Origin of the sequence: Paenibacillus herberti, from assembly GCF_002233675.1 — a bacterium.
Lineage (GTDB): Bacteria > Bacillota > Bacilli > Paenibacillales > Paenibacillaceae > Paenibacillus_O > Paenibacillus_O herberti.
The window spans coordinates 2,568,363-2,592,545 of sequence record NZ_NMUQ01000001.1; the positions used below are offsets into that span (position 1 = coordinate 2,568,363).

Here is a 24,183-nt window from a genome sequence, read left to right on the forward strand (position 1 = left end):
CTTTAAACTCCCGCTCAAAAGCGGGCTTTATAAGCTTTATAGGTAAAAGTTATAGCATTATAGGTGCGTTGTCTAACTTATCAAATAATTCTGACTATGACTTTACAGTGCCACGGTTCATTGCCGTTACTCCCGTGCGGGAAATCTCGCGAATGCCGTATGGTCGCAGCAGTTCGATCATTGCATCAATCTTTTCAGGTCCGCCGACAACTTGGACAATCAGCGTGCTTGGACCAATATCTACGACAGCTGCGCGGAAAGTTTCAACAACACCGAGAATTTCCGGCCGAGCAGATGGATCTGCACTAACCTTGATCAAAGCAAGCTCCCGTTCAACCATTGGACTAGCGCTAACGTCGACAACTTTGATGACGTCGATGAGCTTATATAGCTGCTTGGATACTTGCTCCAGCAATTTATCGTCTCCGGCAGTCACGATAACCATTCGCGAAAGACCCGCTTCCTGGCTGGCTCCTACCGTAATACTCTCAATATTGAATCCACGACGACCGAACAGGCCCGACACTCTCTGCAAAACACCCGGCTGGTCATTGACCAGAACTGCTATCGTATAGTTGCGATTCATTCTTCATCCCCCATAAGCATGACGTCGATCGTGTTGCCCTGTGTGACCATGGGATACACGTTCTCGTGCTTCCGGACGACAAATTCCACAACGGCTGGACCCGGATGCGCGAGCGCTTCCTTCCAAGCTGCTTCCGCTTCTTCCTTGTTTGTTGCCCGGAAACCTTTGACTCCGTATGCCTCAGCCAGCTTCACAAAATCTGGACTTCCAGCAAGATCAATATGGCTGTACCGGTTGTCGTAAATGATCTCTTGCCACTGGCGCACCATTCCGAGCACCTGGTTGTTGATAATAGCCACCTTGACCGGAATATTATTGATGGCACAGATCGCAAGCTCTTGCGCACACATCTGCATGCCGCCGTCACCGTTGATGCTTACTACCAATCTATCCGGATTAGCCATCTGAGCACCGATTGCGGACGGGAATCCAAAACCCATCGTACCGAGGCCGCCGGAAGTGATCCAGGAGCGGGGCTTGTTAAAGCGATAATATTGAGCCGCCCACATCTGATGCTGGCCAACGTCCGTCGTTACGATCGCTTCGCCGTTAGTCGTCTCGTGAATCATACTAATTACCCACTGAGGCTTTAGTTCTACTTCAGAGTCAACATAACGCAGCGGCTGCTCTTGTTTCCATTGCTGCATCTGCTGTCGCCATGCATCCGCTCCTGTTGCATATCCAACCTCGGCGTTGATCAGGGCTAGCGTCGTCTTAATGTCACCAACGATTGGAATTTCAGTCGGCACGTTTTTGCCGATTTCGGCAGGGTCGATGTCGATGTGGACTACTTTAGCCTTTGGCGCAAAACCCTCCAGCTTCATCGTCACCCGGTCATCGAAGCGAGCTCCGATATTGATTAGCAGATCGCAATCCTGGATCGCCTTGTTCGACGTATACGTTCCGTGCATGCCTGGCATGCCGAGCCACAGATCGTTAGCGCTTGGAAAAGCTCCCAAACCGAGCAGCGTCGTCGTAACGGGAATACCCGTTTTGGTGACGAACTCCAAAAGCTCTTCATGACCGCCGGAGTAAACGACCCCGCCGCCTGCCAGTATAACCGGACGCTCCGCTTCGCTGATCGCCTTGATCAGCTTGTCGAGCTGCGGCTTGCGTGGTGTTACCGTCGGGTTATAACCGCGGATATTAACTTCCGTCACCGGTTTGAAAAGCGTCTTCGCCGCAGATACGTCCTTCGGAATATCGATCAGCACCGGGCCTTTGCGTCCGGTATTAGCGATATGGAATGCCTCGTGGATAACACGCGGCAGATCCTCTACATCACGAACCAGATAGCTGTGTTTCGTGATCGGCATTGTAATACCTGTAATATCCGCTTCTTGGAAGGCGTCCGTACCGATGAAGCTGGTTGCAACGTTGCCGGTAATGACAACCAGAGGAACCGAATCCATATAAGCTGTAGCAATTCCCGTTACAAGGTTTGTCGCTCCCGGACCCGATGTCGCGATGCAAACGCCAACTTGTCCGGATGCCCTCGCATAACCGTCTGCTGCATGAATTGCCCCCTGCTCGTGGCGGGTAAGCAAATGATTGAAATCCTTGAACCCGTGCATCGCATCGTAGATGAACAGTACCGCGCCGCCGGGGTAGCCGAATACACATTCCACACCCTCGAGCACCAGGCTGCGGAGAAGAATTTCAGAGCCGCTGACCACTTCCGGCTTCCTCATTCTTTCCATGATTTCTTCTTTGGATCGTTTAACTTCGCCCTGCATAACCATCATGTGTTCCTCCCTTCGTGACGGCGGCGGTGTCGACGTTCCGCCTTCGCCCTCTATGTGTGAAACAAAAAAACCTTCCGCCCACTATGCCAAAGCATAGGGACGAAAGGTTTATCTTCCGTGGTACCACCCAGGTTTGCGCCGTATCTTGCAATACGATGCCTCATGAAGTAAGACACAGATGCATGCCTCTACGGTCTTACTTCGGCAGGTTAACGCATGCCATGCGATTCTCCCTAATAGGAATTATACAATTCCGTTCAGGAAAACAGCTCCGAGGTGAGCTCGTTGGAAAGGGGTGCTGGCGGCGGTTGCAGCTAATCCGTCGCTCTCTGGACAGTAGAGCCCTTAACACTTCGTCCTCATCAATGCCGTTTGGTATAAGCTTAGAACTTATTATATGTTTGACCTTACCATCCGTCAATACTTAGATTATGCAGTAAACTGAAAAGTTATGTATTCTCTTGTAATTCTATCGCTTCGAAACCTTCGTGCATACATTATGAAGCGGGCTTACTGGCGGTCGACATAAGGCCGTGACTGAAACGAGCCTAATACCTACAAGCGAAGAAGGGTTGAAAGATGGATATCCAGTATCGCTCCATCATGCCAGCTGATATGCAGGAGCTAGTCCGGCTGATCCGGACCGAGTTAATTCCGATGTCCTACACCGTGAGCCCCGATGATGCCACTGTCATCGCTGGACTGCCGGATCGCTTTCGCAGTGGAGCAACGATTGTAGCCTCCCCAAAAAATGGAGGAAAGCTTCTTGGTTTTATCCACTACGGCCAGTTGCAAGGTATGCTGCATATCGACATGCTGGTTGTGAATCCGCAGCATCGCCGTTCCGGCATCGGTCTGAAATTGCTGAAACAAGCCGAACAGAACGGCAAATACGCCAGAAATTTAATGTCGGTGTTATATGTGGACGATGTCAACGAAAAAGCGCGCCGGTTCTATACCCGTGAAGGATATGAACCGGTGCGCCATCACCCCGAGCTGAAGGTCACACTTTTTACAAAACCGCTCTAAACGCTTTTACGCCCGACTAGTAAAAACCCTTGCCACCATACCCGGGGCCGAACTGACCGGGCCCACCAGGACCATAAGGTCCGTATGGGCCAGGTCCGCCCGGTCCGTATGGGCCAGGTCCGCCGGGTCCGTATGGCCCTGGGCCGCATGGACTGCATCCACCGGGGCCGTATGGGCCAGGTCCGCATGGACCGCAACCTCCACCGAAACCGCCAGCAAACGGCGTCAGTGCAATGGCAAGGACAGAGAACAGTGCGAGCGGTATGATGAAGGCACGAATTTGGACCTTTCCTGCCTCTTCCTGAACTCGCAGGTAAAGCCGTTCGTTTGCAAACCTTTCCAGCTTGCCATTGACAGCTGAACCGTCTCTCAGCTTGATGTAAACCCGCCGTCCGACCATTGCCTGAACTTGTGCCTTAGAAATTGTAGACAACTTGTTTTCCCTCCCTTCCCTTTCCTCTCAGTTTATTCAGCGCATTGTTTTCGGCGTGTACAGATGTCCATACGCATAAGGAAACGGGCTTCTCTACCATTCAGAGGGAGGGTATTTGGGATAACAAGGAGGGAAAGTATGTAACGGCTACGAAGGCTATTATGCATAAAAAAACAGGGAGAACTCTGCTCTGCAGCAGAATTCTCCCTGTTAAAAACTAAGCGTTCAGTTTTTGCTTGGCTACGTCAGCCAGGCTGTTGAACGAACCAATGTCGTTCACGGCCAGGTCGGCAAGAACCTTACGGTTCACTTCGACGCCAGCTTGTTTCAGGCCGAACATGAATTTGCTGTAGGACAAGCCGTTAATGCGGGCAGCCGCATTGATACGAACGATCCACAGTCTGCGGAAGTCACGTTTCCGTTGACGACGGTCACGGTACGCGTACAGCAGGGATTTGTTAACCTGCTCCTTCGCTGTTTTAAATAGGCGATGCTTGGAACCGAAATAACCTTTTGCGAGTTTAAGAATCCGTTTGCGGCGACGAGCGCGCACGAATCCACCCTTTACTCTTGCCATGATGAAAGCCTCCTGTAGGTTCTATTATCAGAAATTAAATGTACTATTTCAGTTGAGCAAGGCCTTGAGCCAAACGACGAACGTCGCCTGGAGCCATGATCGGTTGAGTTCCCAGAACGCGCTTCGCGCGAGCGGATTTGTGGGACAGCAAGTGATTGCGGTGAGCCTTATAGCGCATCACTTTGCCGGTTCCCGTAATTTTGAAGCGGCCTTTCAGACTGCTGTGGGTCTTCATCTTAGGCATGTCGATATCCTCCTTAAATAATTAGAAATCAATTGTTGTTCTTCGGTGCCAAAATCATGATCATGCTGCGTCCTTCCAGTTTCGGCAAACGCTCTACATTGCAAATGTCGTTCACTTCTGTGAGCAAGCGCTCCAAGACACGTTGGCCGACAGCAGCATGCGCAATCTCGCGGCCGCGGTAACGGACGGATGCTTTGACCTTGTCGCCTTCACCGATGAACTTGATGACATTGCGGAGCTTCGTCTGGTAGTCATGCTCATCAATGTTGGAGCGGAACCACACTTCCTTCAGATCAACGATCTTCTGGTTTTTGCGGGCTTCCTTATCCTTCTTCTGCTGCTCGTAACGGAATTTGCCGTAGTCCATGATCCGGCAAACCGGCGGTTTGGCTTGAGGAGCAACATTCACAAGGTCCATGTTAGCGTCAATGGCCATCTGCAGAGCTTCACGAATCGGCTTGATTCCAAGCTGTTCGCTTTCGGGTCCGACCAGGCGTACTTCTCTCGCCCGGATATCGTCGTTGATTTGGTGATCTCGGCTAATAATCGTCCACCTCCGAATGAAATTGGTTGTTGCAGTCCATGAGTATTCAACTACTTATAAACAAACAAAAGCGGGTCCTGCAGTAGGACCCGCGTGATACGCAATATGAACCGAATGTCTCTCCATAAATGGGAAGAGTGGTTAACATGCGATCGCATACCAGCCGATGGAATCGGTCAGGTGAGAAGCGGGTGCCTCTGCTTGTGCGACTAGCTATTCAAAATTCAGACCTTAATGAAAACACTTAAAGGAGTATACCATGGCAATATTATGCCTGTCAACTACCTTAAGAAGCTTGTTTGCTCTGCACTTCTTCCAAGCGGATGACGCGAGTATGCTGCGTATGGCTCCACTGTTTGTTGTTCTGCGTGAAGAACGCATAGAACGTAATCGGTAACCAGCTAAGCTGGAATACGATCATGGAAAGCAGATTCGCGTACATTTTGCCGGACTTAATGCCTTCCAGCATCATAACGAGCGGGAACATCAGCGCAGTGGCCGAAATAGCGACTACCGGAACCCAGAACGGAAGGAACTGGTAGATGGACGTAAACAGATTTTCAGCCGGCAGGACATTGTCCATCCAGATGATTACTGTTCCTACAAAGCCAAGCAACGTGGTGTAAACAGAGAAGGAATACAGCGCCGCATCAAACTTGATGAAGTTGCGCTCTTTAATACTCGCCCACAGAAGCGGGAAGAAGTACTGCCGGGCCACCGTAAAGTGACCTTGCATCCAGCGCAGACGCTGGCGGGCAGACGCCTTAAACGTAACTGGCTTTTCGTCATACACTTTTGCGTCGTAGTTCAAGACAGGATGTACGCCACGCTGTACGCAGCGCATGGAAAACTCCAGATCCTCAACGAGGCTTGTCGCTCCCCAACCCATCTCCTTCATCAGATTGCTCTCAAAGCACATCCCCGTTCCGCCAAGGAAGTTGGCCATGCCAAGATTCCGGCGAGACAGCTGCCAAAGTCGGTTGCAGTACCAGTAGGTGATGGCGTACGAAGACGTAACCCAGGAATCATCTGGGTTTTTGGTGTCGAGGTAACCTTGAATGACCTGATGGCCGTTGCAAAGGTCGTTATTCATGTGAGTCAGGAAGTCCGTCTTCACCAGATTGTCAGCGTCGAACATGACGATTGCGTCGTATTGACGAGGCATCGCCCACAGTTCTTTGAGCATCCACTCAATGGCGTAACCTTTACCTTTAAGCTGGTTGTTGAAACGCTCGCAGGCGTTGACACCCATGCTGCGGGAAATAGCAGCCGTGCCGTCTGTGCAGTTGTCGCAAATAACGAACACATCATAAAGCTCTTTAGGATAATCTAAATTTTTAAGGTTTTCGATCAATGCTCCCACAACTTTTTCCTCGTTATGGGCTGCCACCAAAATGGCGAATGATTTTTGCGGTTTGTGTTCGATAGCTTTTTTCTTGCGGATGATACCGAAAAGCGCTAGACCGAACTGGTACACCCCTATGAACGCCAAAAAGATTTGCAAAGCAATCATAATGGAATTGGCTAACATTCGTCTTGCCCCCTTGAGACCCCGATTTTAATATTCTCTCTGTACTTGCTGCGGGTTCTTTTTCTCTGTTTTTGTTCCAGCGTTGCCCAGTGTGGACGTTGTGTAAAATGACCATTCTGATTTTCCATGGTTCCATAAGCTTTGTCAAAAGCAGAAAACCGTTCCATTCGCCGTAAAGCAACTGGAAAAACGCTTGCATCAGCTATTAACGACTAGGATACCCTCATTTGCTTCCGTTAACCGCTTATCCCATTCATTTGCTGACGTTTTGATGCTTTCGTCCTTACTAACGATCCAACTATCCAAAAAGTTCCCTTTATCCGACATGCCACATATGTCGATTCGGTGAACAAAACAAGGGAGCATCTTCCAAGATGCGTCCTTTCTCCCATCATTACCATCACTCAGCGGCAATAAAACGCTCAAATTGATTATTCTCCCTTAACAATTGCAATTTAGAATAAGGGAAATAATATTCAGACTTAGCAGCGAAGGTTATGATAGGGGTACAAGCGATTGGGGAGGAATAGCTATGAGCGCAATTATCGGCTGGCTTCGCATGAAGGAGCGGCGGCTGCTCCTGTGGCTGAATCGTGGACCGGTCAACGCGCGGCTGCATGATTTATTTGGACGCTGGCTGTCGACTGTCACGCATATGGGGGGAGCAACCTTCACGCTCAGCACCTCCATCCTGCTGATCTTTCTGTCCGCCGGACCTTGGAAAATAACCGTTGGTTGGCAGAGCCTGGTTGCCGTCGTCATCAGCCACATTCCGGTTATGATCGTCAAGCGTACCTTGAAGCGTCTGCGTCCCTACCAAGCTCTGAAGGGAGTACGGACAGGCAAAAGCCCACTGGCGGATTCCTCATTTCCTTCTGGACATACAACAGCGATTTTTGCCTGGATTGTGCCGCTTGTTTATACGGTAGCTATCCATCTCCCGGCCCTATTGCCGCCGACGCTGTTGCTTGCAGTCGTAATCGCTGGCTCTGTCGGCTGGTCCCGGATGTATTTGGGCCTTCATTACCCCTCAGATGTTGCTGCAGGTGCCCTGCTCGGTACGGCAACCGCGCTCCTATCCATCTCTTTAATCGGCAATTAACGCAAAACAGCCCGCCGCCCTTAGTAAGGGATAGCGGGCTGTTTTGCCCTTCAACATGGATCAGAGCCGAGTCCAGGATTAGAAACTCTCTAGTCATTTTGGCTCAAAACGCAACCAGCTTAAGCTTGTCCAGAATGAAGCTTTGTTTTTTCCATATCTTCGCGTTCCTTAGCCGCCTCGTGACTGCGACGAGCCGTTTTTTCCTCACGGTAGGCTGCCAGAGCTGCCGCTCCAACAACAACCTCACAGCGATGAATCGGCATCCCTTGCCCGATAAACTTACTTTCGTATTCCGTAAGCACCAGATCCTCGCGCGCGCCATCCCGATGGAGATCCAGCGAAATATTTTTCATCTGCATTTCCGTCTCCGCGAAGCTGTTAAGCGAAAACTCGAACAGCAGTCGGGAATCCGTTTTCTGATGGATTTCGCCATTTTCATTGAGAATGACCGCATACTGCTCAAGAAGACGTGGATGCGTCAAACGGCGACGAGCATGTTTGGACTTTGGCCAAGGATCGCTGAAGTTTAAGTAGATACGCTCCAACTCACCTGGGGCAAACATATCTGCGATACCCTCGATATTCGCCCGCAGCAGGGCTAGATTCGGCGGATAGCCCTGGAGTCCCAGCTCTTCGCGAGCGAGCAGCGCTTTTTCGCTGGCACGACGAATCAGCTCATCATATAGATCAACTCCGATGTAATTTACATCCGGATTCAATACACTGTGCTGACTGATGAATCTGCCCTTGCCCATGCCCAGTTCAACATGAATTGGCTTGTCATTCCCAAAAAAATCCTTCCATTTGCCCTTGTGCTTCGCCGCATCCAGGACAACTAACTGGGGCAGCGCCTCTAGTTCCTCGCGGATTCCTTTTCTACCTCTTAAACGCATCTTATTACTTTCCTCCAATAATCGTATATCTGTGAAACAAAAATAGCCCAATCATCCCGTCTTATTTTGCCCAAGTTAAGCGCCCTTGTAAAGAAAAAAAGCGGCTCCCCGAGGCAAACTGCCCTTCGGTGACCGCTTGATTGAATGTATTCCGGCTGCGCCGGCGACTAAGTCAGCATCTGATAGGGAATCGGCTGCTCCAAGGCATAAGTCTCGCTAAGTACATGATTGAGTTTCTTGCGAGCTTCGATTTCGAGGCGGTGATTGCCATGGAAACGGATGCCAGCGAGAGCCATTAGTTCCTTGACCGTAAGTTCAACCGTTACCGTATTATCGCCTTGCGGAATTTTAACTGTGTTCATATTCATCACCTCATCGATTTTTTTACAGCATTCCCAGGACAACAGGCGCTTATGAAAACCAGGGTTATGGCAACATTGGAGGGATGAAAAACCCTTGATTCGACTGACTTTCTATACTTTTAATTTAACACATCGTGTAAGGTTTATCAAGCCTAAATTAACCGCTTTCATTGCTTATTTTTTGAGGCTTGTCCGGCCTATAAAAATCGGGGTCCAAGCCTCTGCAAGACCTCTGGCCGATGGCATTCCGATGCGATTTCTTATAAGATGAATAGGAATCGCGCCTGGGCAGCATCAGATTGTCCGATTCCGGCGCTAGTGCAAGGAAGGAGCCACAATGGAAGCACCAACAACCAACACCGCTATTGCCCCGCTTTTATGGGCGGACAAGCGGTTCCATACATGGAATTACGAGATGAGAGAGCAATTCGGCGGCAAGGTGTTCAAGGTCATGCTTGACGCCGGTTTCACCTGTCCCAATCGGGACGGCGCCGTTGCTACCGGAGGCTGTACATTTTGCAGCGCTCGGGGCTCTGGCGACTTTGCCGGCAGCCGCCGGGAGGATTTGATTCAGCAATTCAATACGATCCGCGACCGCCAGCACCAAAAATGGCCGGACGCCCGCTATATCGGCTATTTCCAGGCCTATACGAATACGTATGCTCCCGTCGAAGAGCTGCGCCTCTATTATGAAGCTATTTTGGCCCAGCCCGGTGTTGTCGGCCTATCGATCGCGACCCGCCCCGACTGTCTGCCAGACGATGTAGTGGATTATTTGGAAGAGCTCAATGAGCGAACCTATCTCTGGATCGAAATGGGATTGCAGACGGTCCACGAATCCACCTCCGATCTCATTAATCGCGCGCATGATACCGCCTGTTATATCGATGCTGTAACGCGCCTTAGAGCTCGTGGTATCAGAGTCTGCGCCCATATCATTTACGGGCTGCCTCAAGAGACGCATGAGATGATGTTAGACACCGGCCGCGCCGTCGCTGCAATGGATGTGCAGGGCATCAAAATCCACCTGCTTCATTTAATGCATAAAACGCCTATGGTCAAGCAATACGAGGATGGACTTCTCCGCTTCCTGGAGATGGACGAGTATGTGCAACTAGTCGTGGACACGCTGGAATTCTTGCCGCCGGAGATGATCGTGCATCGGCTCACCGGTGATGCTCCGCGCGACCTGCTGATTGGGCCTACATGGAGCTTGCGCAAATGGGAAGTGCTGAACGCGTTCGACGACGAACTGAAGCGTCGCGACACCTGGCAGGGCAAGCTCTGGCAGCCTGCTGCTCCCGGCTTTTTGCCGGAGCCTGTCTCCGCTCCGGCGCTGACTAAGCCGGGCAAAAAGCTGTCGGCGGCCAAGTATGCCGCCCTCATGAAAGCAGCCGCAGCGGAAGCGCCGGACTGCTCGCCGGAGGCGAAGAGCTAATGGGCCTGCTGTCTGTCATCGGCATGGCCCATAGCTGGGTTCGCCAGCGCGTGCAGCCTGGCGATGCCGTTGTCGACGCCACGCTCGGCGGCGGCGTTGACGCCCGCTTCTTGGCGGAGCTGGTCGGTCCGCGCGGCACGCTGCTCGGCTTCGATATCCAGCCGGAAGCGATTCGCCGTGCTCGCGAGCGGCTGGAGCCGCTGGCGGCGGAGGGCCGGCTGCCGGGCCGGACAAGCCTGCAGCTGCGCTCGCACAGCGAGCTTGCCCAGGCGGTGCCGGTGGAGCTGCATGGCCGACTGGCCGCAGTGATGTTCAACCTCGGCTACCTGCCGGGAGCCGATCAGGAGGTTATCACGCTGCCAGAGACAACGCTGCCTGCTATGGGGGCGGCGCTTCGCCTGCTGCGACCGGGCGGCATTCTGGCCTGCGTGCTTTATCCCGGCCACCTCGGCGGAGCCGAGGAAGCCGACGAGGTGATGCGCTGGGCGGCCTCACTCCCACAGGAGGCGGCCCAGGCTGCCGTTTACCGGATGGTCCAGAAGCCAGGAGCGCCCTATGCTCTAGGCATCGAGGCGCGGGTAAGCGGCCGTTAAGTCGAGGCAATTATTTTAAGGAGGGATTTCATTCATATGGCTGTTCGCAAGATTGAGCATATCGGCATCATGACGGCAAACCTGGAAGCTTCCATCGAGTTCTACAAAAGAGTTCTGGGCATGGAGCATACGTACAACCTTCCCCATCCCAATGGCCTTATCCGTCTTGCATTCCTGCGTTTCCCCGGCTCTCAAGAGACGGAGATTGAGCTCGTCGAGGGTTATAATTCCGAGCTTCCCATCGAGGGCAAAGTCCATCACATCGCTTTTACCGTGGACAATATCGAGGAAGAGTACGAGCGCCTCAAGCGTATGGGCTTACCGCAGCTCGACAGCGAGCTAAGTTCTCTGTCAAACGGAGCCCGTTATTTCTTTTTCAGCGGCCCGGACGGCGAACGGCTTGAGCTTTTCCAGCCTGGTTCAGCTCCTGGGCTGTAAACCTCTGCAATAATCATAAGATAATAGGAGTGGAACTAGCGATGACTGTCAAACCTTACCCTCTTAAATTTAAACCTGAAATGAAAGAACGTGTCTGGGGCGGACGCGCCCTTGAACAGTTCGGACTCGAGCTGCCCCAAGGCCATATCGGCGAAGGCTGGATGATCGGCGATCATCCTAACGGTACAACCAAGGTTGCCGGCGGCGCATTGGACGGTCTCGGCCTGGACGAGATCCGCGAGCAATATGGACGTGAGTGGTTTGGCAGCAAGGGCTTCTCCGAGAAAAATGGCCGCTTCCCGCTGCTCATCAAGCTGCTCGACTGCAATGATGATCTCTCGGTTCAGGTCCATCCAACCGACACCTATGACCGCCTTCCAGCCGGAGAGCTCGGCAAAACGGAAATGTGGTACATCCTCGACGCCAAGCCAGGCGCCAAAATCATCTATGGTCTCAAGGACGGCATTGATCGCGCCGCGCTGCAGCAGGCAATCGATGAAGGACGTGTCATGGAAGGACTGCAAGAGGTTGAAGTTAAGGCAGGAGATGCGTTCTACATTCCGGCTGGCACGGTTCATGCTCTATGCGCCGGCGTTGTTGTCGCCGAGATCCAGCAAAACTCCGACACGACGTACCGCCTTTACGATTACAACCGTCCCGGCCTCGATGGTGGGCTCCGCGAGCTGCATGTCGAGGACTCGCTGAACGTCATCGCTTACGAAGGTGCAGGCGCGACGCGGATGAACACCGACGATGCGCAAGCCGGAAGCTGGCTGACCATCGCTGAGTCGCCTTACTTCGTCGTAGACAAAGGCGTTGTACGCGGTCCATGGGAGCTTAGCACCTCCGCGGATAGCTTTGTGATTCTGGTCGTTGCCGAAGGCAGCGGCTCCATCAGCTGGGGCGAGGGTGAATCCCAGAGCGTGAAAGCTGGAGAATGCTTCCTGCTGCCAGCAACGCTTGGCTCCTACTCGCTCGGCGGCGAGATGACCGTCATCCGCAGCCTCGTTCCTTAAGCTTCCCGGCGGGACTTGTTCCCGCTGCCTCAAAAAAAAGCGTACCCTGAGCCGTTTGGCGGCCCAGGATACGCTTTTTCAATTCTCTTTACACTAATCCCGCTTCCGAAAATGGAGAGTGGAACACCTCAGACTCAACACTAGTCTCAGCTTTAGCCTCAACACTAGTCTCAGCTTTAGCCTCAACTCAGCCTCAGTCTCAGTCTCAGTCTCAGTCTCAGCCTCAGCCCAAAGTTGCCGCGCCTTCGGACAAGCGCAAGCTGTAGGCGGTTCCGCCGCGCTTGCCATCTATGCCGTACAGCACGACGAGCAGCGTATCCGTCTCCCGACTGATCGTGCCGTCTGCCAAAAACTGCTCCAGATCGAACGGCAGGCGCTCGATAACGGCATGCTTTTGCAGCTCCTTCTCGCCGAGGCCGAGCCCCGCGAATCCGCCGCTTACCGCTTCCGGCTGGTCCCCAAGCCGCTTCATCCAGCCTGCAAGCTCCGGCTTGTCCATGCTGAACTCCCACCATACCTTGCGCGGTTTGTGATTATGTCCGAGGAAATAATCAAGCTTCATCAATCCCTGCACGGTTTCGAGATCGAGGCCTTCCGGAGCTTCTCCCGACGTGAGGAACGCCCACAGCCGAGAGAACAGATCCTCCAGTTGGTGTCCGATGCGCTCCCAGCCCTGACGCTCCCAGAAATCTCCGAACTGCTGGAAGAAATCAAATGCCGAGCCGAAAACCCGGTCGATCAAGAACAGCAACGTATGGTCCATCCGATGTGCGTTCCAGTATTTTTCCAGGACGTCCTCCACCCGCTTGATGCGGATCAGATCGGAGAACGGTATCAGATCATTGCCCAAAATCTCGTAAGGAGCCTGCTCAGCATATACATAACCGTATTTAGCGGCATCCCGTCTCAAACCGGTCCCTCTCAACATCTTTAGGAAGCCGAGTTGCAGCTCCTCCGGACGCAGTTCAAACACGTCGTTGAACGTTTTGCGGAATGTATCATAATCTTCATGTGGCAGTCCCGCGATCAGATCCAGATGCTGGTCAATCTTACCGGAATCCTTGACCTTGGTAACCGTACGGACGAGTTTATTCCAATTCTGACGGCGCTGAACGGCCTCATTGGTTATGTCGTTGGTGGATTGGACCCCGATCTCGAAGCGGAAAACGCCCGGCGGAGCATGCTCTGCCAAGTAATCCAGAACCTCCGGACGCATAATATCGGCCGTAATTTCGAACTGGAATACGCAGCCGCCGTGGTTGTCGATCAGAAACCTGAACATCTCCAGCGCGTAGTCGCGCTTAATATTAAAGGTGCGGTCAACAAACTTGATCGTTTTCGCTCCTGCTTCGATTAGATAAAGCAAATCCGCCTTGGTACGCTCGATATCAAAATAACGGACGCCGACCTCGATGCTGGATAGGCAAAAAGAGCAGCTAAATGGGCAACCGCGGCTTGTCTCGAAGTAGACAACCCTTTTGCCAAGCGACTCACGATCCTCGTCGAATCGGTGTGGACTCGGCAGCTCGGCCAGATTCAGCTTCGGACGCGGCGGATTGACGATGACCTCCGTTACTCCATCCCGCACTTTGCGATAGGCAGCTCCAAAAACGCGATGGAACTTACCCTCGCCCTGAATCTCCGTAAGCAAATGATGCAGCGCTTCTTCACCTTCACCATGGATGATAAAGTCAACTTCCGGCAGCTTTTCCAGCCATTCGCCGGTATCGTAGCTCACTTCGGGACCGCCCAGTACAATGCGGACCTCCGGCGCGATTTTGCGCAAGATGCGGATGACCTTGGTCGTCTCTTCAATATTCCAGATATACACGGAAAATCCGATTACCTGCGCGCCCTTGACGTACAGATCGGAAACAATATTCATGACGGGATCTTTGATCGTATACTCGGCGATCTCGATCAGAAAATCCTTCTCGCTGTAAGCCTTTAGGCATCTCAGGGCGAGCGAGGTGTGGATGTATTTAGCATTAAGCGTCGCTAGAACGACTTTCATTGGCATGTCCCTCTTTGCTAGAAATTCAATTTGTTGCTGGCCGCTACTCCCTCGGAGCACGGTCAAGTAAGCTCAATAATACTCCAATCCTACCGGAAAAGAAATAGCCGCCGGAGGCTAACTCCGACGGCTATGCTGTATGAACAATAGATAATGGCTGTACGATTAAGGGTTAACTCGGATCAACATCTCTTCCTTGAACTGGACATCCAAGATGGCGAATCGCACCTGCCACTTGCCATCAGCCAAAGCGACAACCGTGCCAGCATCATAACCGCGCGGCTCGAAGCTTACCTTTTTGTCATAGAAAAGCTGTACCTGGATCTTGTCATTAGGAAGCATCCGTTTAAGCTCAAGCGCAGTATTGGCCGCCCAAACCCGCAGATCCTTCTGCATTTTGGAGCCATAATAGTCGTAGAAATCGGTATTGGCGTTCGCTGTAAGCTGAAGCCATCCCGACGCGTCCCGACTTACCTTCCAACCGCTCAGCTCCAGCTCGCCATCACTGCCTGGCACACTGCCGAACTCCTTCTGTAGCAGCTTAGTCATTTCCTCGGGGGAAACGCCCTCCAGCGTATCTGGCAAGGAAGACTTCAGGAACGTTACTTTGGCAGGATCAAAATCAGCCGTACGGATCAATTCAATCGCATCCTCAGAGGCAATGGCAAAGTTGATATTGGCCGCTGTATCCTCGTAACCCGATGTAGTCAGGCCGATTAGCTCACCATATTGGTTGAACAACCCTCCACCTGAGCTGCCATGGTCGATCGGCGCGCTTACCTGATAATAAATGCTGCCGTTGTCGTAGCCGAAATTACTGATAACACCTTCGGATACCGTATTTTGCACGCCGAGTGGGCTGCCGATTGCCACGACCGGATCGCCCTTCTGCATATCATCCAAGCTGCCGAATTCGACGGAATCGAGCTCCAGATCCTGTTTGGTCAAGAGCAAGGCCAGATCATTTTTTTCATCAAAAGCAGCTACGCCAACGATATCCAGAGTCCGTCCATCGTTAGTCAGGATACTGCCGGACTTGGCCTCCTTCATCACATGCAGATTCGTCAGCACATAACGGTCGCCGACGACCACTCCGCTGCCTTGTCCATAATCCGTGCGGATCATAACGACGCTGTCGTCATTTAGCGCCACGATGGCTGCCGTTGACAGGCGGCGCTCCAAGCGCTCCCGCTCTTCCTTTTCCATTGCTTCCAGCTGCTGTGCCTCGGCCGATTGAATCCTGACCGTGCGGGCTGCGGAATCCCATTTGACGAGCGCCCCGAGCGTCTCCGCGACGAAGCGAATTGGTACGTATGTAACACCATTGCGCAAAGTAGCCGGGGCATCAAGTTTGACGCTCTTGCCGTTCACTGCTGCTTGCGAAGCTCCAACTTGAAGCGTCATCGTCATATATCCGCCGCTAGTTGCAATGATCGTCCGTGTAGTCGGCTCCCAGGTGACAGAAGCTCCCAACGCTTTGAAAATATCTTTCATCGGAACCAAAATTTTGCCTTTGCTCTGCAATGGCTGTGACTTGAGGGCCAGCTTCTTACCGTCCATAATGACGGTGATTGCTCCGTTCTTGACCGTCGCAGACGCCGTCGAGGTTGACTTAGCGTATGGCTTCGCAGTGGTTGCCGCTGCGGAAGCGACAGGTGCAGCGACTAGCGCTCCGGCCAGTAATGGAATTGCCAGCATGGTGCCCATTCTACGAATAAAAGATTCATTCGGTTTAATAATAGTCAATGGATAATTCCCTCTTTTCAAATCTAGCAAAATTCTAAACTTCCAGTATCTTACCATCTGTCGTCTTGTGTTGTCCACCAAACCAATCCGGGTTTGGAAACCGCTGCTAGCCCGTGCTATAGTTGTTACACCCCATTAGAATAGGAGAATCATTCCATGACTCAATCTTCATCTTCTCTCTCTCCGTTCGTCGAACTGCTCGGCATGGAACGGCATATCGAAGGCGGCTGGTTCAAGGAAATGTGGAAGGCTTCCTACGAGATTCCGCATGAAGTGCTCGGAGCTCCTTATTCCGGAGCACGTGCAGCTGCCAGCTCAGTCTATTTCCTGTTGCATCCCGGCGAAGAATCCGCTTGGCATAAAGTGCTTTCGGACGAGCTGTGGTTGTTCCATTCAGGCGGCCCGCTAGAGCTGACTATCGGTGGCCTTGGCGACAAGCCAGAGGCGCAACAAAAGCTCGTGCTTGGTCTCGATATCGCAAATGATCAGGCCCCTCAGGCGCTCATTCCTGCCGGAGCTTGGCAAATGGCCCGTCCACTGGGTGACGAGCCGGTATTTGTCACCTGCATCGTCGCTCCTGCTTTCCACTATGATGACTTCTCTCTGGTTGTGGAAGCGGACAGCTAGACATTATATGTATTAAAAAGGAGCCGTCTCGAAGTCATCGTTAGATGACTTCGAGACGGCTCCTTAATTATTGGGGCCGATCAGTACAATAGCTTGATATCGAAATCACCCCGGTTTCTCAATCAGCCACATCTCATTACTTTACTTCTACAACCGGGTCAATTCCCGCGAATAGGAGGTCAGCACCTGCGCCTCGCCGTTTTCTCCAATATACACATCATCCTCGATCCGCACGCCGCCCAGCTCAGGGATGTACACGCCGGGCTCGATTGTGAACAACAATCCTTGCTGCATTAGCTGCTCGTTCTCTCCGTGCAAGGAAGGCTGCTCATGAATTTCTAAGCCCATGCCATGACCCGTCCGATGGTTAAAATACAAACCAAACCCATACTCTTCAATAACCGAGCGGGCGGCAAGGTCGACTTCCTTCAAAGGCCTGCCAGCTTTGACAGCGGCAACGCCAGCCCGGTTCGCTTTCAACACGGATTCATAGATACGATGCTGAGAAGGAGTACCTTCATCGATGAGGAAAGTTCGGGTTATATCGGAGCAATATCCGTCCTTGAATACACCCATATCGATCATCAGGAAGTCGTTCTCCTGTAGTTTGTAGCTGCTGGAACGGCCATGCGGCAACGCGGTACGAACACCGCCAAGCACGATGGTCTCAAATGCTGGCTTGTCTCCACCGAGCACGCGCATCCGGTATTCAATTTCGGCGTTCAGCTCAAGCTCCGTCACGCCGGGACGTGCTTTGGCAACTGCCGCCTCCATGACCTGCTCCGCCAGACTGACCGCGACCTTGACGCGTTCAATCTCATCCGCCGTTTTCACAAGCCTCAAGCTCATCACCAGCGCTCCCGCATCACGGAACTTTGCAGCCGGATAAACCGCCGCAAACTGTATGTAATTAGCGTAGCTAAGATGGGAACTCTCTACGCCGATTTGTGTTGAATCGCGGTCCCCGCAGGCACTCTCAAAAATCGCGTAAGGCTGGTCCGTATCGCGAATGGGCAGTAGCTTTTCGACACATGCGGCGCCACGAGCGCTCTCCTCATCCAGTGCCGGTACAAACAAAACATAACCATCCCGTCCCGGTTCAGCAACTAATGCCATGAAGCGCTCATGCGGCTCGCAGTAAAAACCTGTTAAATAAAATATGGTGGCTGGTGAAGTGAAAATGGCTCTATTGGAACCAGATGCCTTTACCGTTTGCATGATGTGCAGAAATCTGTGTTTATATGGGGAATGATTCATAATGAGGCTCCTCCTGACAGCCATGAAGGCCGTGAATGATGTCCAATAATTGTAACATATCAACATCGATTTACGAGTAGAACCCGTGCCCAGAGGGTAAGTTACAAATTGAGGTGAATTAATTATGAATGAATCTGTCAAAAATGTGATCCTGTTTCTGGGCGGATTTTTCAATGTCGGAATCATTGCTATCATTCTCCTTCTCGTCCTGCTTGTTTTATGGGGCAGACGCCGCGGAGACCGCAAGAACGAAAGCTATCTAAGCGATGACCATACTCGGAAGCTTACCCCCTCCCCCTTAAAAGATGAAAGCGAGGACGGGAAAGCCCGTTGATTTTCCCATTGCATTGACTCGGCTATATAAACTACCTTTTACTCAGCCGTCTCTGCAATACCCCTGCCGGACTTATGTCCGGCTTTTCGCTTGCTGGCAATAAGCTGAGTAGCCCATATTGACCGGACAGCTTCCTCAGGAGTAAGTTAGGGAGAGGAGCAAGTAAAGCAAGGAACAGAAAGTGAGGAAGGTTATGTCAATCAAACTATATTCTCCGGAGCAAATATCCGAGATGAGGCGCGCAGGAGAAATTGTGGCGGAATGCCATCGTAGAATAGCCGCCATGATTCGCCCCGGCGTGACTACCATGGATATTGAGCGACTAGTCGCAGATTATATCCGCAGCCAGGACGCCACCCCTTATACGATTGGGTACAAGGGTTACAAATACGCCACATGTGCATCGGTCAATGATGTTATTGCCCACGGCTTTCCGAACGACACACCTCTGGCAGACGGCGATATCGCCACCATCGATATCGTCGCTAAAGCCGACGGCTGGGTCTCGGACTCGGCCTGGACGTATGCAATCGGCGACATCCCAGATGGCTCCCGCAAGTTGATGCAGGTGACCAAGGAATGCCTGGACATCGGCATCGCTGCAGCAGTGCCCGGCAATCGCATCGGCGATGTCATGCACGCGCTGCAAAAACATGCGGAAAGCAATGGTTTCTCCGTTGTGCGTGACCTGCTCGGCCATGGCGTCGGCGCGGAAGTGCACGAGGAGCCGAGCTACTCTCACGTAGGCAAGCCCGGCAAGGGCTTCCGGTTGAAAGAGGGAATGGTGCTGACAATCGAGCCGATGATCAACGAAGGCACCTTCGAAATGTTCATCGACTCCGACGGCTGGACCTGCCGCACGTTTGACGGCAAGCGCTCCGCACAGTACGAGCATACGCTTGTTGTCCGCGAAGGCGGTGCGCTCATTTTGACACAGCAATAATCTGCATGACAGGCAAAGAACTAAGCAAGTGGATTGTTGAGGGCAATTGAGGTTTCCGTTGTATAACGAAAAACACTAAGTTAATACTTAGTGTTTTTTTATTTCCCGCTCCTGTGGTTTCGCCCATACACGCAGTTCTCATCGCTCTGTCTGTCATGGGAAATCAGTTTTTAACTAATTTAATCGAATCATAGGCCAGATTATAGTTACTTGATGAAACATTTTTCCCAGTAGCCGTATCGTTAAAGTTCCCCTGTAAATCCCCAGATGATGTGGTTGCCGATAGCAACTCCGCTTCGTAAACGATTGGCGTAATTACTACTGGAGGAACTTCTATGAAACTCCAATATTGGGACAGCCCATTCGATACCGACGTTTGAATATTTAACGCGCCGTCCGCTGTGGAACCGCCGGTAATGCTAAGCACCTTACTGCTGTATCTGTTCATGAGTTTTATATAGCCGTCGCCCGCATTAAGCAACTTAAACTGCTGAGATGTGGACGGGCTGCTGGTCCATATCGAGGTCTGTGCTCCATCGGCTAAAGCATTTCCCACTGTTATATTTGATCCGCTATTCACGTTTCTTAATTGATAATATCCTTCGCCTACATCTACGAGTTTCCAAGCTTGACTGGCTGCTGCTGTGTAGGTGCGCTGCTCTACCTTATCGCCATCTGTTGTCCCGTTATTGACGATTCCCAAAGCTTTCCCGGTAAGACGGTTAATGATGGAATATGTTTTTGTAACGTCAATATTAACGGGAGGAATGGACCAAGTCCCTGCCGCCTCATCTAACGACCACTTGCTATAACCGTTAATGGTAGGCGCTCCTGAGCTGCTGAATGTAAGCGGGTACCACTGAATTGTTCCAACTCCCGTGCTTCCTCCCGTAAAATTGTTCCATCTGTCGCCAATATACATATACATGGTTTCTTCCGTACCGTGAATGGGCAATACTTGATCCACTTGCGTGTCGAAAGAATCACTTGAGTTCGGAGCTGTTGCGCAAATATAAGGCGCTGCCCAAGTTCCAGATAAGCTGCTCGCTGAATAGCACCAGGTCTGACTGGAAGCCCATCCATGCGTAGTAGAAGCCAACATGATATACGTGGAACCGCGTTTGAACAATGTTGTAGCTTCTTTATACGGTCCGTTTGATACGAACGTTTTCGTAATTTCATCAAAATTCATAAAGTCTGGTGACAGTTTACTGATTTGAAGTCCACCATTAACATCCCAGCTATTATAATCAATCGTGTAGGTAATGTAGGTACTGCCATCATCATCCGTAAAAATGGAACCAAGATCACCCATATTGTAACCGCCTGGCTTGGTAATGTGCTTTTCATACGTAAACGGCCCATTTGGCGTATCACTTGTAAAAATAGTAATTTTATTGCGGTTCCCGTCCGAGCTGCCCCATTCAGCCATCAGCACATACTTGGAAGTCACAGTGTTATACGCGACAATTGGCCTTCCAATCCATTGGCTATTCGCGAATTGCTTCGTAGTCGTATCGCCAATGGCATTCAGCTTTGCGTTAATGGTAGTGAAATCAACGATATTCGCATGTTTAGTCCAATTTTTAAGATCCGTTGAGGAGTACATGTTTATTTTTTTAATACCGGGGTAACCGGAGTAATCCATACCGTACCAATAATAGGTGCCATCTTTTTCAAAAACAAAGCCGCCTTGCGACAAAATCTGATTTCCGTCCGTATCCAACCAGTTGGAATTATTAACGATTTCAACGGGTGCGGCTTGGGCAGATTGGACGAATATTAATGAAGATGCGGCGAATAGCAAAAACATGAACACGGCCAACAGTTTCTTTGAATACTTGAATTCTGATTTCGTTATTACCATCATTATAACGCCTCCTATACATTCATAAATGATCCCCTACGCTAGCAAACTTTACGAGTGTTACTATGTCATCTCCCACCTCTCATTAAGCTAGTCATACCTTCACTTCTCCCTAGTGATTTGAGATATGCGTGTGATTGCCAATTTGCAAACGCTTACATATCGCATACTTATCTTAATTCGTTTTTATATATAAAAGGTATAATTTTTTCGACAAACATTTTGTTTTTTTCGACAATAATTTTGTCGTATTGAATTCGAACGTTCAATGACCGAGCTGGAGCAAAAGCCTTTTCTAACCCGAAATGAGGTCAAAAAAAACCGTAACGAGCGGAAATGCCCGCTGTTACGGTTTTTATAATTTAATCCGGCAGCTTCGCTCCAGCTGGTCTGCCTTATGCTGCTCTGCTCCGGCAAGACTCGCCAATGAGGAGCCTACTTGCCGGCTTCACCAAGCTTCGCGAGAGCAGCCTTCAGCTGCGGATCATCCTTCTGCAGCTGTTCACGCAGCTGCTCCATCAGCGCATAGGAGGTGCGATCGCTCACGATGCCATTGGCCTCGAGTCCGCTGCTCTTCTGGAAACTACGCACTGCCTCCGCAGTCTGCTCGGCGAACACACCAGGTACTGGCGCAGCTCCGTAGCCGAGCGCTTCCAGCATCGTTTGAAGCGTTTTGACAAAATCGCCATAGTCGCCCTGCTTCATCTCCTCACCGGTAGGCAACATCGGCAGCGATGCATAGGCTGGTAACTCGACCTTTTGATCCGGCTCAACGCCCTTCTTGTGAATCGACTTACCAGCAGGAGTTTTCCACTCCGCCTCAGTCAGCTTCAGCACGGATTTGTCTTTGAATTGTCCAAAGCTCTGCACGATGCCCTTGCCGAACGTCGTAGTACCGATAATGGTCGCGCCGCCGGACTCCTTGAGCGCCGCCGCGAGAACTTCGCCTGCACTAGCCGTCTGGCTATTTACAAGCACAACTATCGGCAGATCAAATTTCTTTTCCTGCTTGGAGCTGTATTTCTGCACCTTTTTATCATCCTTATAATCAACCTCAAGGATAAGTTTTCCTTTCGGAATGAGACGGCTCGCAATGTCGATCGTCGGGTTGAGCAAACCTCCTGGATTTGAACGTAAATCCACGACGAGCTCCTTCATCCCTTTGTCCTGGAGCGCCTTCAACGACTTATCAAACTCCTTGGCCGTCGATTCGGCGAATCTGGAAATCGTAATCTGTCCGATTCCGTCCTTCAGCATCGCATGCGTCACCGTTGTGACCGGAATCGGAGCTCTCGTCAGCTCGATCGTCATCTCCGGGTTTCCGGCGCGAGCCAAGGTGACCTTGACCTTCGTCCCTTTTTCCCCACGTAAAATAGCCACAAGCTTCTCCATGCTGAAGCCTTCAAGTGCGGTACCATCCACCTTGATTAACTCGTCGCCAGCCAGCACGCCGCCCTTATCCGCAGGTGTTTCTTTAATGACCGTGTCAATAAGGAAGCGTCCTTCTTCCTCTCTGACCTGTACACCGATGCCGACAAACTCAGGCTGATAACTCTGTACGAAGTCTTGGCCTTCACTTCCCGGCAAATAGACCGAATAAGGATCTTCCAATGAGGCCAGCATGCCCTTCGTCGCGCCGTTCATGAGTGCATCCGGCTTCGTATCAAACAGATACTCGGACTTAATCTCTTTATAGGCGGCATTGAAGTTGCTGAACACCTTCTCCTTCATAACCGGATATTGAAAGAGCATAGAAAGCCTTCCTGCCGTGAATCCGACAATCAGCGCCGCTGCTGCTCCAACTACACACCATGTAATTAACCGCTGCCTTGCAGCTGTACTGCGCTCTCTCATGACTGTTCTCTCCGCTTCCGCCCGTAGGCCTTACTCTTACCTACTTTATCCTATTTGCAGGGAGCATTCAATTTAAGGCAGGCTTGTTCCCCCTACGCTTCGTCCGGTACAATGAACCTGACCACTAGATCAACAGAGAGAAGATTGGAGAGAGACATGTACAAGCTGATTGCAATTGACGTAGATGACACTTTGCTAAACGATAATCTAGAAGTAACTCCTGCAACCCGCACCGCACTGAAGGCCGCACTAGACCGCGGAGTGACGGTCACACTGGCGACAGGCCGCATGTTTGCTTCCGCTCGGCAAGTTGCCGAAGGACTACAGCTCAACGTGCCGATCATTACGTATCAGGGCTCGCTAGTCAAAACGCTGCTGGACGGCAAAGTGCTGTACGAGCGCGCCGTTCCGGGCGATGCCGCTGTCGAGCTCAATCAATACTGCCTGGACAATGGCCTGCATTTGCAGCTATATGTCGATGACAAGCTTTATGTCCGCGAGGACAACGAGAAGGTCCGTGACTACGCGCGACAATCCAATATTCCTTATAACGTAGAGCCGGATTTTGCTTCGCTGCTGAAACAGCCGCTGCTCAAAATGCTCATTATTGACGATCCTGATCGTCTCGATGCGGCAATTGACGAGCTTCAGCCGCTGATCGGCGACCGATTGCATATGACCAAGTCTAAAGCCCACTACCTTGAGTTCATGCACAAAGAAGGCACAAAAGGGCATGCGCTGCGCTTCATTGCGGAACATATCGGCTGCACGATGGAAGAGACGATCGCCATGGGCGACGGCTGGAACGATCGCGAAATGCTGATGGCCGCCGGCCTCGGCGTAGCGATGGGCAACGCACAACCATCACTCAAGGAAATTGCTGATTATATTACGTTGTCCAACAACGAGGACGGCATTGCGCATGTTGTAGAGAAATTTATTTTGAATAAATAAATCATTAATCGACGCGAAAAAGCGCGAGCTCAGGATTATTCCCCCTGTTGCTCGCG

23 protein-coding genes and 1 pseudogene are annotated in these 24,183 nt (G+C 51.4%); 10 read left to right on the forward strand and 14 right to left on the reverse strand.

Translation table 11 applies throughout. The features are described 5' to 3' along the window. Positions 1-94: 94 nt before the first annotated feature. Both ilvN and ilvB read right to left on the reverse strand, forming a co-directional pair. The gene (gene ilvN, locus CGZ75_RS11675; protein ID WP_089524311.1) at positions 95-586 is read right to left on the reverse strand and encodes an acetolactate synthase small subunit; all 492 of its coding nucleotides are present in this window, start codon (positions 584-586) and stop codon (positions 95-97) included. Further along, the gene (gene ilvB / locus CGZ75_RS11680; RefSeq protein ID WP_089524312.1) at positions 583-2,328 is read right to left on the reverse strand and encodes a biosynthetic-type acetolactate synthase large subunit; all 1,746 of its coding nucleotides are present in this window, start codon (positions 2,326-2,328) and stop codon (positions 583-585) included. Before ilvB ends, ilvN begins: the two co-directional genes overlap by 4 nt. A gap of 582 nt (positions 2,329-2,910) precedes the next feature. Here ilvB and CGZ75_RS11685 point away from each other — a divergent pair. After that, complete coding sequence (locus tag CGZ75_RS11685; protein WP_089524313.1) at positions 2,911-3,360, forward strand: GNAT family N-acetyltransferase; 450 nt, start codon at positions 2,911-2,913, stop codon at positions 3,358-3,360. Between the two features lie 16 nt (positions 3,361-3,376). Here the strand turns inward: CGZ75_RS11685 and CGZ75_RS11690 are convergent, their stop codons facing one another. From CGZ75_RS11690 to CGZ75_RS11710, 5 genes are all read right to left on the reverse strand, one after another. Then, positions 3,377-3,793, reverse strand: coding sequence for a hypothetical protein (locus tag CGZ75_RS11690; RefSeq protein WP_089524314.1), 417 nt, complete (start codon positions 3,791-3,793; stop codon positions 3,377-3,379). 217 nt (positions 3,794-4,010) lie between these two features. After that, the gene (gene rplT / locus CGZ75_RS11695) at positions 4,011-4,370 is read right to left on the reverse strand and encodes a 50S ribosomal protein L20 (protein ID WP_089524315.1); all 360 of its coding nucleotides are present in this window, start codon (positions 4,368-4,370) and stop codon (positions 4,011-4,013) included. Positions 4,371-4,413: 43 nt separating this feature from the next. Further along, on the reverse strand, positions 4,414-4,614 hold the full coding sequence (rpmI, locus tag CGZ75_RS11700) for a 50S ribosomal protein L35 (RefSeq protein ID WP_089524316.1): 201 nt from the start codon (positions 4,612-4,614) through the stop codon (positions 4,414-4,416). A 28-nt stretch (positions 4,615-4,642) separates the two neighbouring features. Further along, complete coding sequence (infC, locus tag CGZ75_RS11705) at positions 4,643-5,140, reverse strand: translation initiation factor IF-3 (RefSeq protein ID WP_141136726.1); 498 nt, start codon at positions 5,138-5,140, stop codon at positions 4,643-4,645. A 304-nt stretch (positions 5,141-5,444) separates the two neighbouring features. Beyond that, positions 5,445-6,689, reverse strand: coding sequence for a glycosyltransferase family 2 protein (locus tag CGZ75_RS11710; protein WP_089524318.1), 1,245 nt, complete (start codon positions 6,687-6,689; stop codon positions 5,445-5,447). A 532-nt stretch (positions 6,690-7,221) separates the two neighbouring features. Here CGZ75_RS11710 and CGZ75_RS11720 point away from each other — a divergent pair. Continuing rightward, positions 7,222-7,791, forward strand: coding sequence for a phosphatase PAP2 family protein (locus tag CGZ75_RS11720; RefSeq protein ID WP_089524320.1), 570 nt, complete (start codon positions 7,222-7,224; stop codon positions 7,789-7,791). A gap of 119 nt (positions 7,792-7,910) precedes the next feature. Here the strand turns inward: CGZ75_RS11720 and trmB are convergent, their stop codons facing one another. After that, entirely contained in the window at positions 7,911-8,684 is a 774-nt protein-coding gene (trmB, locus tag CGZ75_RS11725; protein ID WP_089524321.1) for a tRNA (guanosine(46)-N7)-methyltransferase TrmB, read from the reverse strand. 167 nt (positions 8,685-8,851) lie between these two features. After that, positions 8,852-9,046, reverse strand: coding sequence for a hypothetical protein (locus CGZ75_RS11730; RefSeq protein WP_176444777.1), 195 nt, complete (start codon positions 9,044-9,046; stop codon positions 8,852-8,854). Between the two features lie 337 nt (positions 9,047-9,383). Here CGZ75_RS11730 and mnmL point away from each other — a divergent pair. The 4 genes and pseudogenes from mnmL to CGZ75_RS11750 form a co-directional block, all read left to right on the forward strand. Continuing rightward, positions 9,384-10,337: pseudogene (gene mnmL, locus CGZ75_RS11735) on the forward strand (tRNA modification radical SAM protein MnmL/YtqA); the annotation flags it as partial. A 146-nt stretch (positions 10,338-10,483) separates the two neighbouring features. Further along, positions 10,484-11,077 carry a tRNA 5-(aminomethyl)-2-thiouridylate-methyltransferase MnmM gene (gene mnmM, locus CGZ75_RS11740; RefSeq protein ID WP_089524324.1) on the forward strand — a complete coding sequence of 198 codons (594 nt, stop codon included), beginning with the start codon at positions 10,484-10,486 and terminating at the stop codon, positions 11,075-11,077. Positions 11,078-11,113: 36 nt separating this feature from the next. Continuing rightward, complete coding sequence (locus CGZ75_RS11745; protein ID WP_089524325.1) at positions 11,114-11,515, forward strand: VOC family protein; 402 nt, start codon at positions 11,114-11,116, stop codon at positions 11,513-11,515. Between the two features lie 41 nt (positions 11,516-11,556). Continuing rightward, positions 11,557-12,531, forward strand: a complete 975-nt coding sequence (locus CGZ75_RS11750; RefSeq protein ID WP_089524326.1) for a type I phosphomannose isomerase catalytic subunit — start codon at positions 11,557-11,559, stop codon at positions 12,529-12,531. Positions 12,532-12,754: 223 nt separating this feature from the next. On the opposite strand, the gene CGZ75_RS11755 is transcribed toward CGZ75_RS11750, so the two are convergent. Together CGZ75_RS11755 and CGZ75_RS11760 are read right to left on the reverse strand one after the other, a co-directional pair. After that, positions 12,755-14,545 carry a B12-binding domain-containing radical SAM protein gene (locus CGZ75_RS11755; protein WP_089524327.1) on the reverse strand — a complete coding sequence of 597 codons (1,791 nt, stop codon included), beginning with the start codon at positions 14,543-14,545 and terminating at the stop codon, positions 12,755-12,757. A gap of 165 nt (positions 14,546-14,710) precedes the next feature. Next, the gene (locus CGZ75_RS11760; RefSeq protein ID WP_176444778.1) at positions 14,711-16,291 is read right to left on the reverse strand and encodes a stalk domain-containing protein; all 1,581 of its coding nucleotides are present in this window, start codon (positions 16,289-16,291) and stop codon (positions 14,711-14,713) included. 156 nt (positions 16,292-16,447) lie between these two features. On the opposite strand from CGZ75_RS11760, the gene CGZ75_RS11765 reads away from it, so the two are divergent. After that, complete coding sequence (locus CGZ75_RS11765) at positions 16,448-16,918, forward strand: cupin domain-containing protein (protein WP_089524329.1); 471 nt, start codon at positions 16,448-16,450, stop codon at positions 16,916-16,918. 147 nt (positions 16,919-17,065) lie between these two features. Here the strand turns inward: CGZ75_RS11765 and CGZ75_RS11770 are convergent, their stop codons facing one another. After that, positions 17,066-18,175 (reverse strand): M24 family metallopeptidase, encoded by a 1,110-nt coding sequence (locus tag CGZ75_RS11770; protein ID WP_245850787.1) that lies wholly within the window; start codon positions 18,173-18,175, stop codon positions 17,066-17,068. Positions 18,176-18,299: 124 nt separating this feature from the next. Between CGZ75_RS11770 and CGZ75_RS11775 the strand changes: the two genes are divergently transcribed. Together CGZ75_RS11775 and map are read left to right on the forward strand one after the other, a co-directional pair. Continuing rightward, on the forward strand, positions 18,300-18,509 hold the full coding sequence (locus tag CGZ75_RS11775; protein ID WP_089524330.1) for a hypothetical protein: 210 nt from the start codon (positions 18,300-18,302) through the stop codon (positions 18,507-18,509). A gap of 193 nt (positions 18,510-18,702) precedes the next feature. Continuing rightward, on the forward strand, positions 18,703-19,452 hold the full coding sequence (map, locus tag CGZ75_RS11780; protein WP_089524331.1) for a type I methionyl aminopeptidase: 750 nt from the start codon (positions 18,703-18,705) through the stop codon (positions 19,450-19,452). Between the two features lie 163 nt (positions 19,453-19,615). On the opposite strand, the gene CGZ75_RS11785 is transcribed toward map, so the two are convergent. Both CGZ75_RS11785 and CGZ75_RS11790 read right to left on the reverse strand, forming a co-directional pair. Further along, the gene (locus CGZ75_RS11785) at positions 19,616-21,322 is read right to left on the reverse strand and encodes an RICIN domain-containing protein (protein ID WP_089524332.1); all 1,707 of its coding nucleotides are present in this window, start codon (positions 21,320-21,322) and stop codon (positions 19,616-19,618) included. Positions 21,323-21,754: 432 nt separating this feature from the next. Continuing rightward, entirely contained in the window at positions 21,755-23,173 is a 1,419-nt protein-coding gene (locus CGZ75_RS11790) for a S41 family peptidase (protein ID WP_089524333.1), read from the reverse strand. Positions 23,174-23,329: 156 nt separating this feature from the next. Between CGZ75_RS11790 and CGZ75_RS11795 the strand changes: the two genes are divergently transcribed. Then, on the forward strand, positions 23,330-24,127 hold the full coding sequence (locus CGZ75_RS11795; protein WP_089524334.1) for a Cof-type HAD-IIB family hydrolase: 798 nt from the start codon (positions 23,330-23,332) through the stop codon (positions 24,125-24,127). The last annotated feature ends 56 nt before the right edge of the window (positions 24,128-24,183 follow it).

Coding starts and splice junctions, on each gene's coding strand:
- ilvN (WP_089524311.1), bottom strand. CDS start 586: ATGAATCGCAACTATACGATAGCAGTTCTGGTCAATGACCAGCCGGGT.
- ilvB (WP_089524312.1), bottom strand. CDS start 2,328: ATGGTTATGCAGGGCGAAGTTAAACGATCCAAAGAAGAAATCATGGAA.
- CGZ75_RS11685 (WP_089524313.1), top strand. CDS start 2,911: ATGGATATCCAGTATCGCTCCATCATGCCAGCTGATATGCAGGAGCTA.
- rplT (WP_089524315.1), bottom strand. CDS start 4,370: ATGGCAAGAGTAAAGGGTGGATTCGTGCGCGCTCGTCGCCGCAAACGG.
- rpmI (WP_089524316.1), bottom strand. CDS start 4,614: ATGCCTAAGATGAAGACCCACAGCAGTCTGAAAGGCCGCTTCAAAATT.
- CGZ75_RS11710 (WP_089524318.1), bottom strand. CDS start 6,689: ATGTTAGCCAATTCCATTATGATTGCTTTGCAAATCTTTTTGGCGTTC.
- CGZ75_RS11720 (WP_089524320.1), top strand. CDS start 7,222: ATGAGCGCAATTATCGGCTGGCTTCGCATGAAGGAGCGGCGGCTGCTC.
- trmB (WP_089524321.1), bottom strand. CDS start 8,684: ATGCGTTTAAGAGGTAGAAAAGGAATCCGCGAGGAACTAGAGGCGCTG.
- CGZ75_RS11730 (WP_176444777.1), bottom strand. CDS start 9,046: ATGAACACAGTTAAAATTCCGCAAGGCGATAATACGGTAACGGTTGAA.
- mnmM (WP_089524324.1), top strand. CDS start 10,484: ATGGGCCTGCTGTCTGTCATCGGCATGGCCCATAGCTGGGTTCGCCAG.
- CGZ75_RS11745 (WP_089524325.1), top strand. CDS start 11,114: ATGGCTGTTCGCAAGATTGAGCATATCGGCATCATGACGGCAAACCTG.
- CGZ75_RS11750 (WP_089524326.1), top strand. CDS start 11,557: ATGACTGTCAAACCTTACCCTCTTAAATTTAAACCTGAAATGAAAGAA.
- CGZ75_RS11755 (WP_089524327.1), bottom strand. CDS start 14,545: ATGAAAGTCGTTCTAGCGACGCTTAATGCTAAATACATCCACACCTCG.
- CGZ75_RS11765 (WP_089524329.1), top strand. CDS start 16,448: ATGACTCAATCTTCATCTTCTCTCTCTCCGTTCGTCGAACTGCTCGGC.
- CGZ75_RS11770 (WP_245850787.1), bottom strand. CDS start 18,175: ATGAATCATTCCCCATATAAACACAGATTTCTGCACATCATGCAAACG.
- CGZ75_RS11775 (WP_089524330.1), top strand. CDS start 18,300: ATGAATGAATCTGTCAAAAATGTGATCCTGTTTCTGGGCGGATTTTTC.
- map (WP_089524331.1), top strand. CDS start 18,703: ATGTCAATCAAACTATATTCTCCGGAGCAAATATCCGAGATGAGGCGC.
- CGZ75_RS11785 (WP_089524332.1), bottom strand. CDS start 21,322: ATGATGGTAATAACGAAATCAGAATTCAAGTATTCAAAGAAACTGTTG.
- CGZ75_RS11790 (WP_089524333.1), bottom strand. CDS start 23,173: ATGAGAGAGCGCAGTACAGCTGCAAGGCAGCGGTTAATTACATGGTGT.
- CGZ75_RS11795 (WP_089524334.1), top strand. CDS start 23,330: ATGTACAAGCTGATTGCAATTGACGTAGATGACACTTTGCTAAACGAT.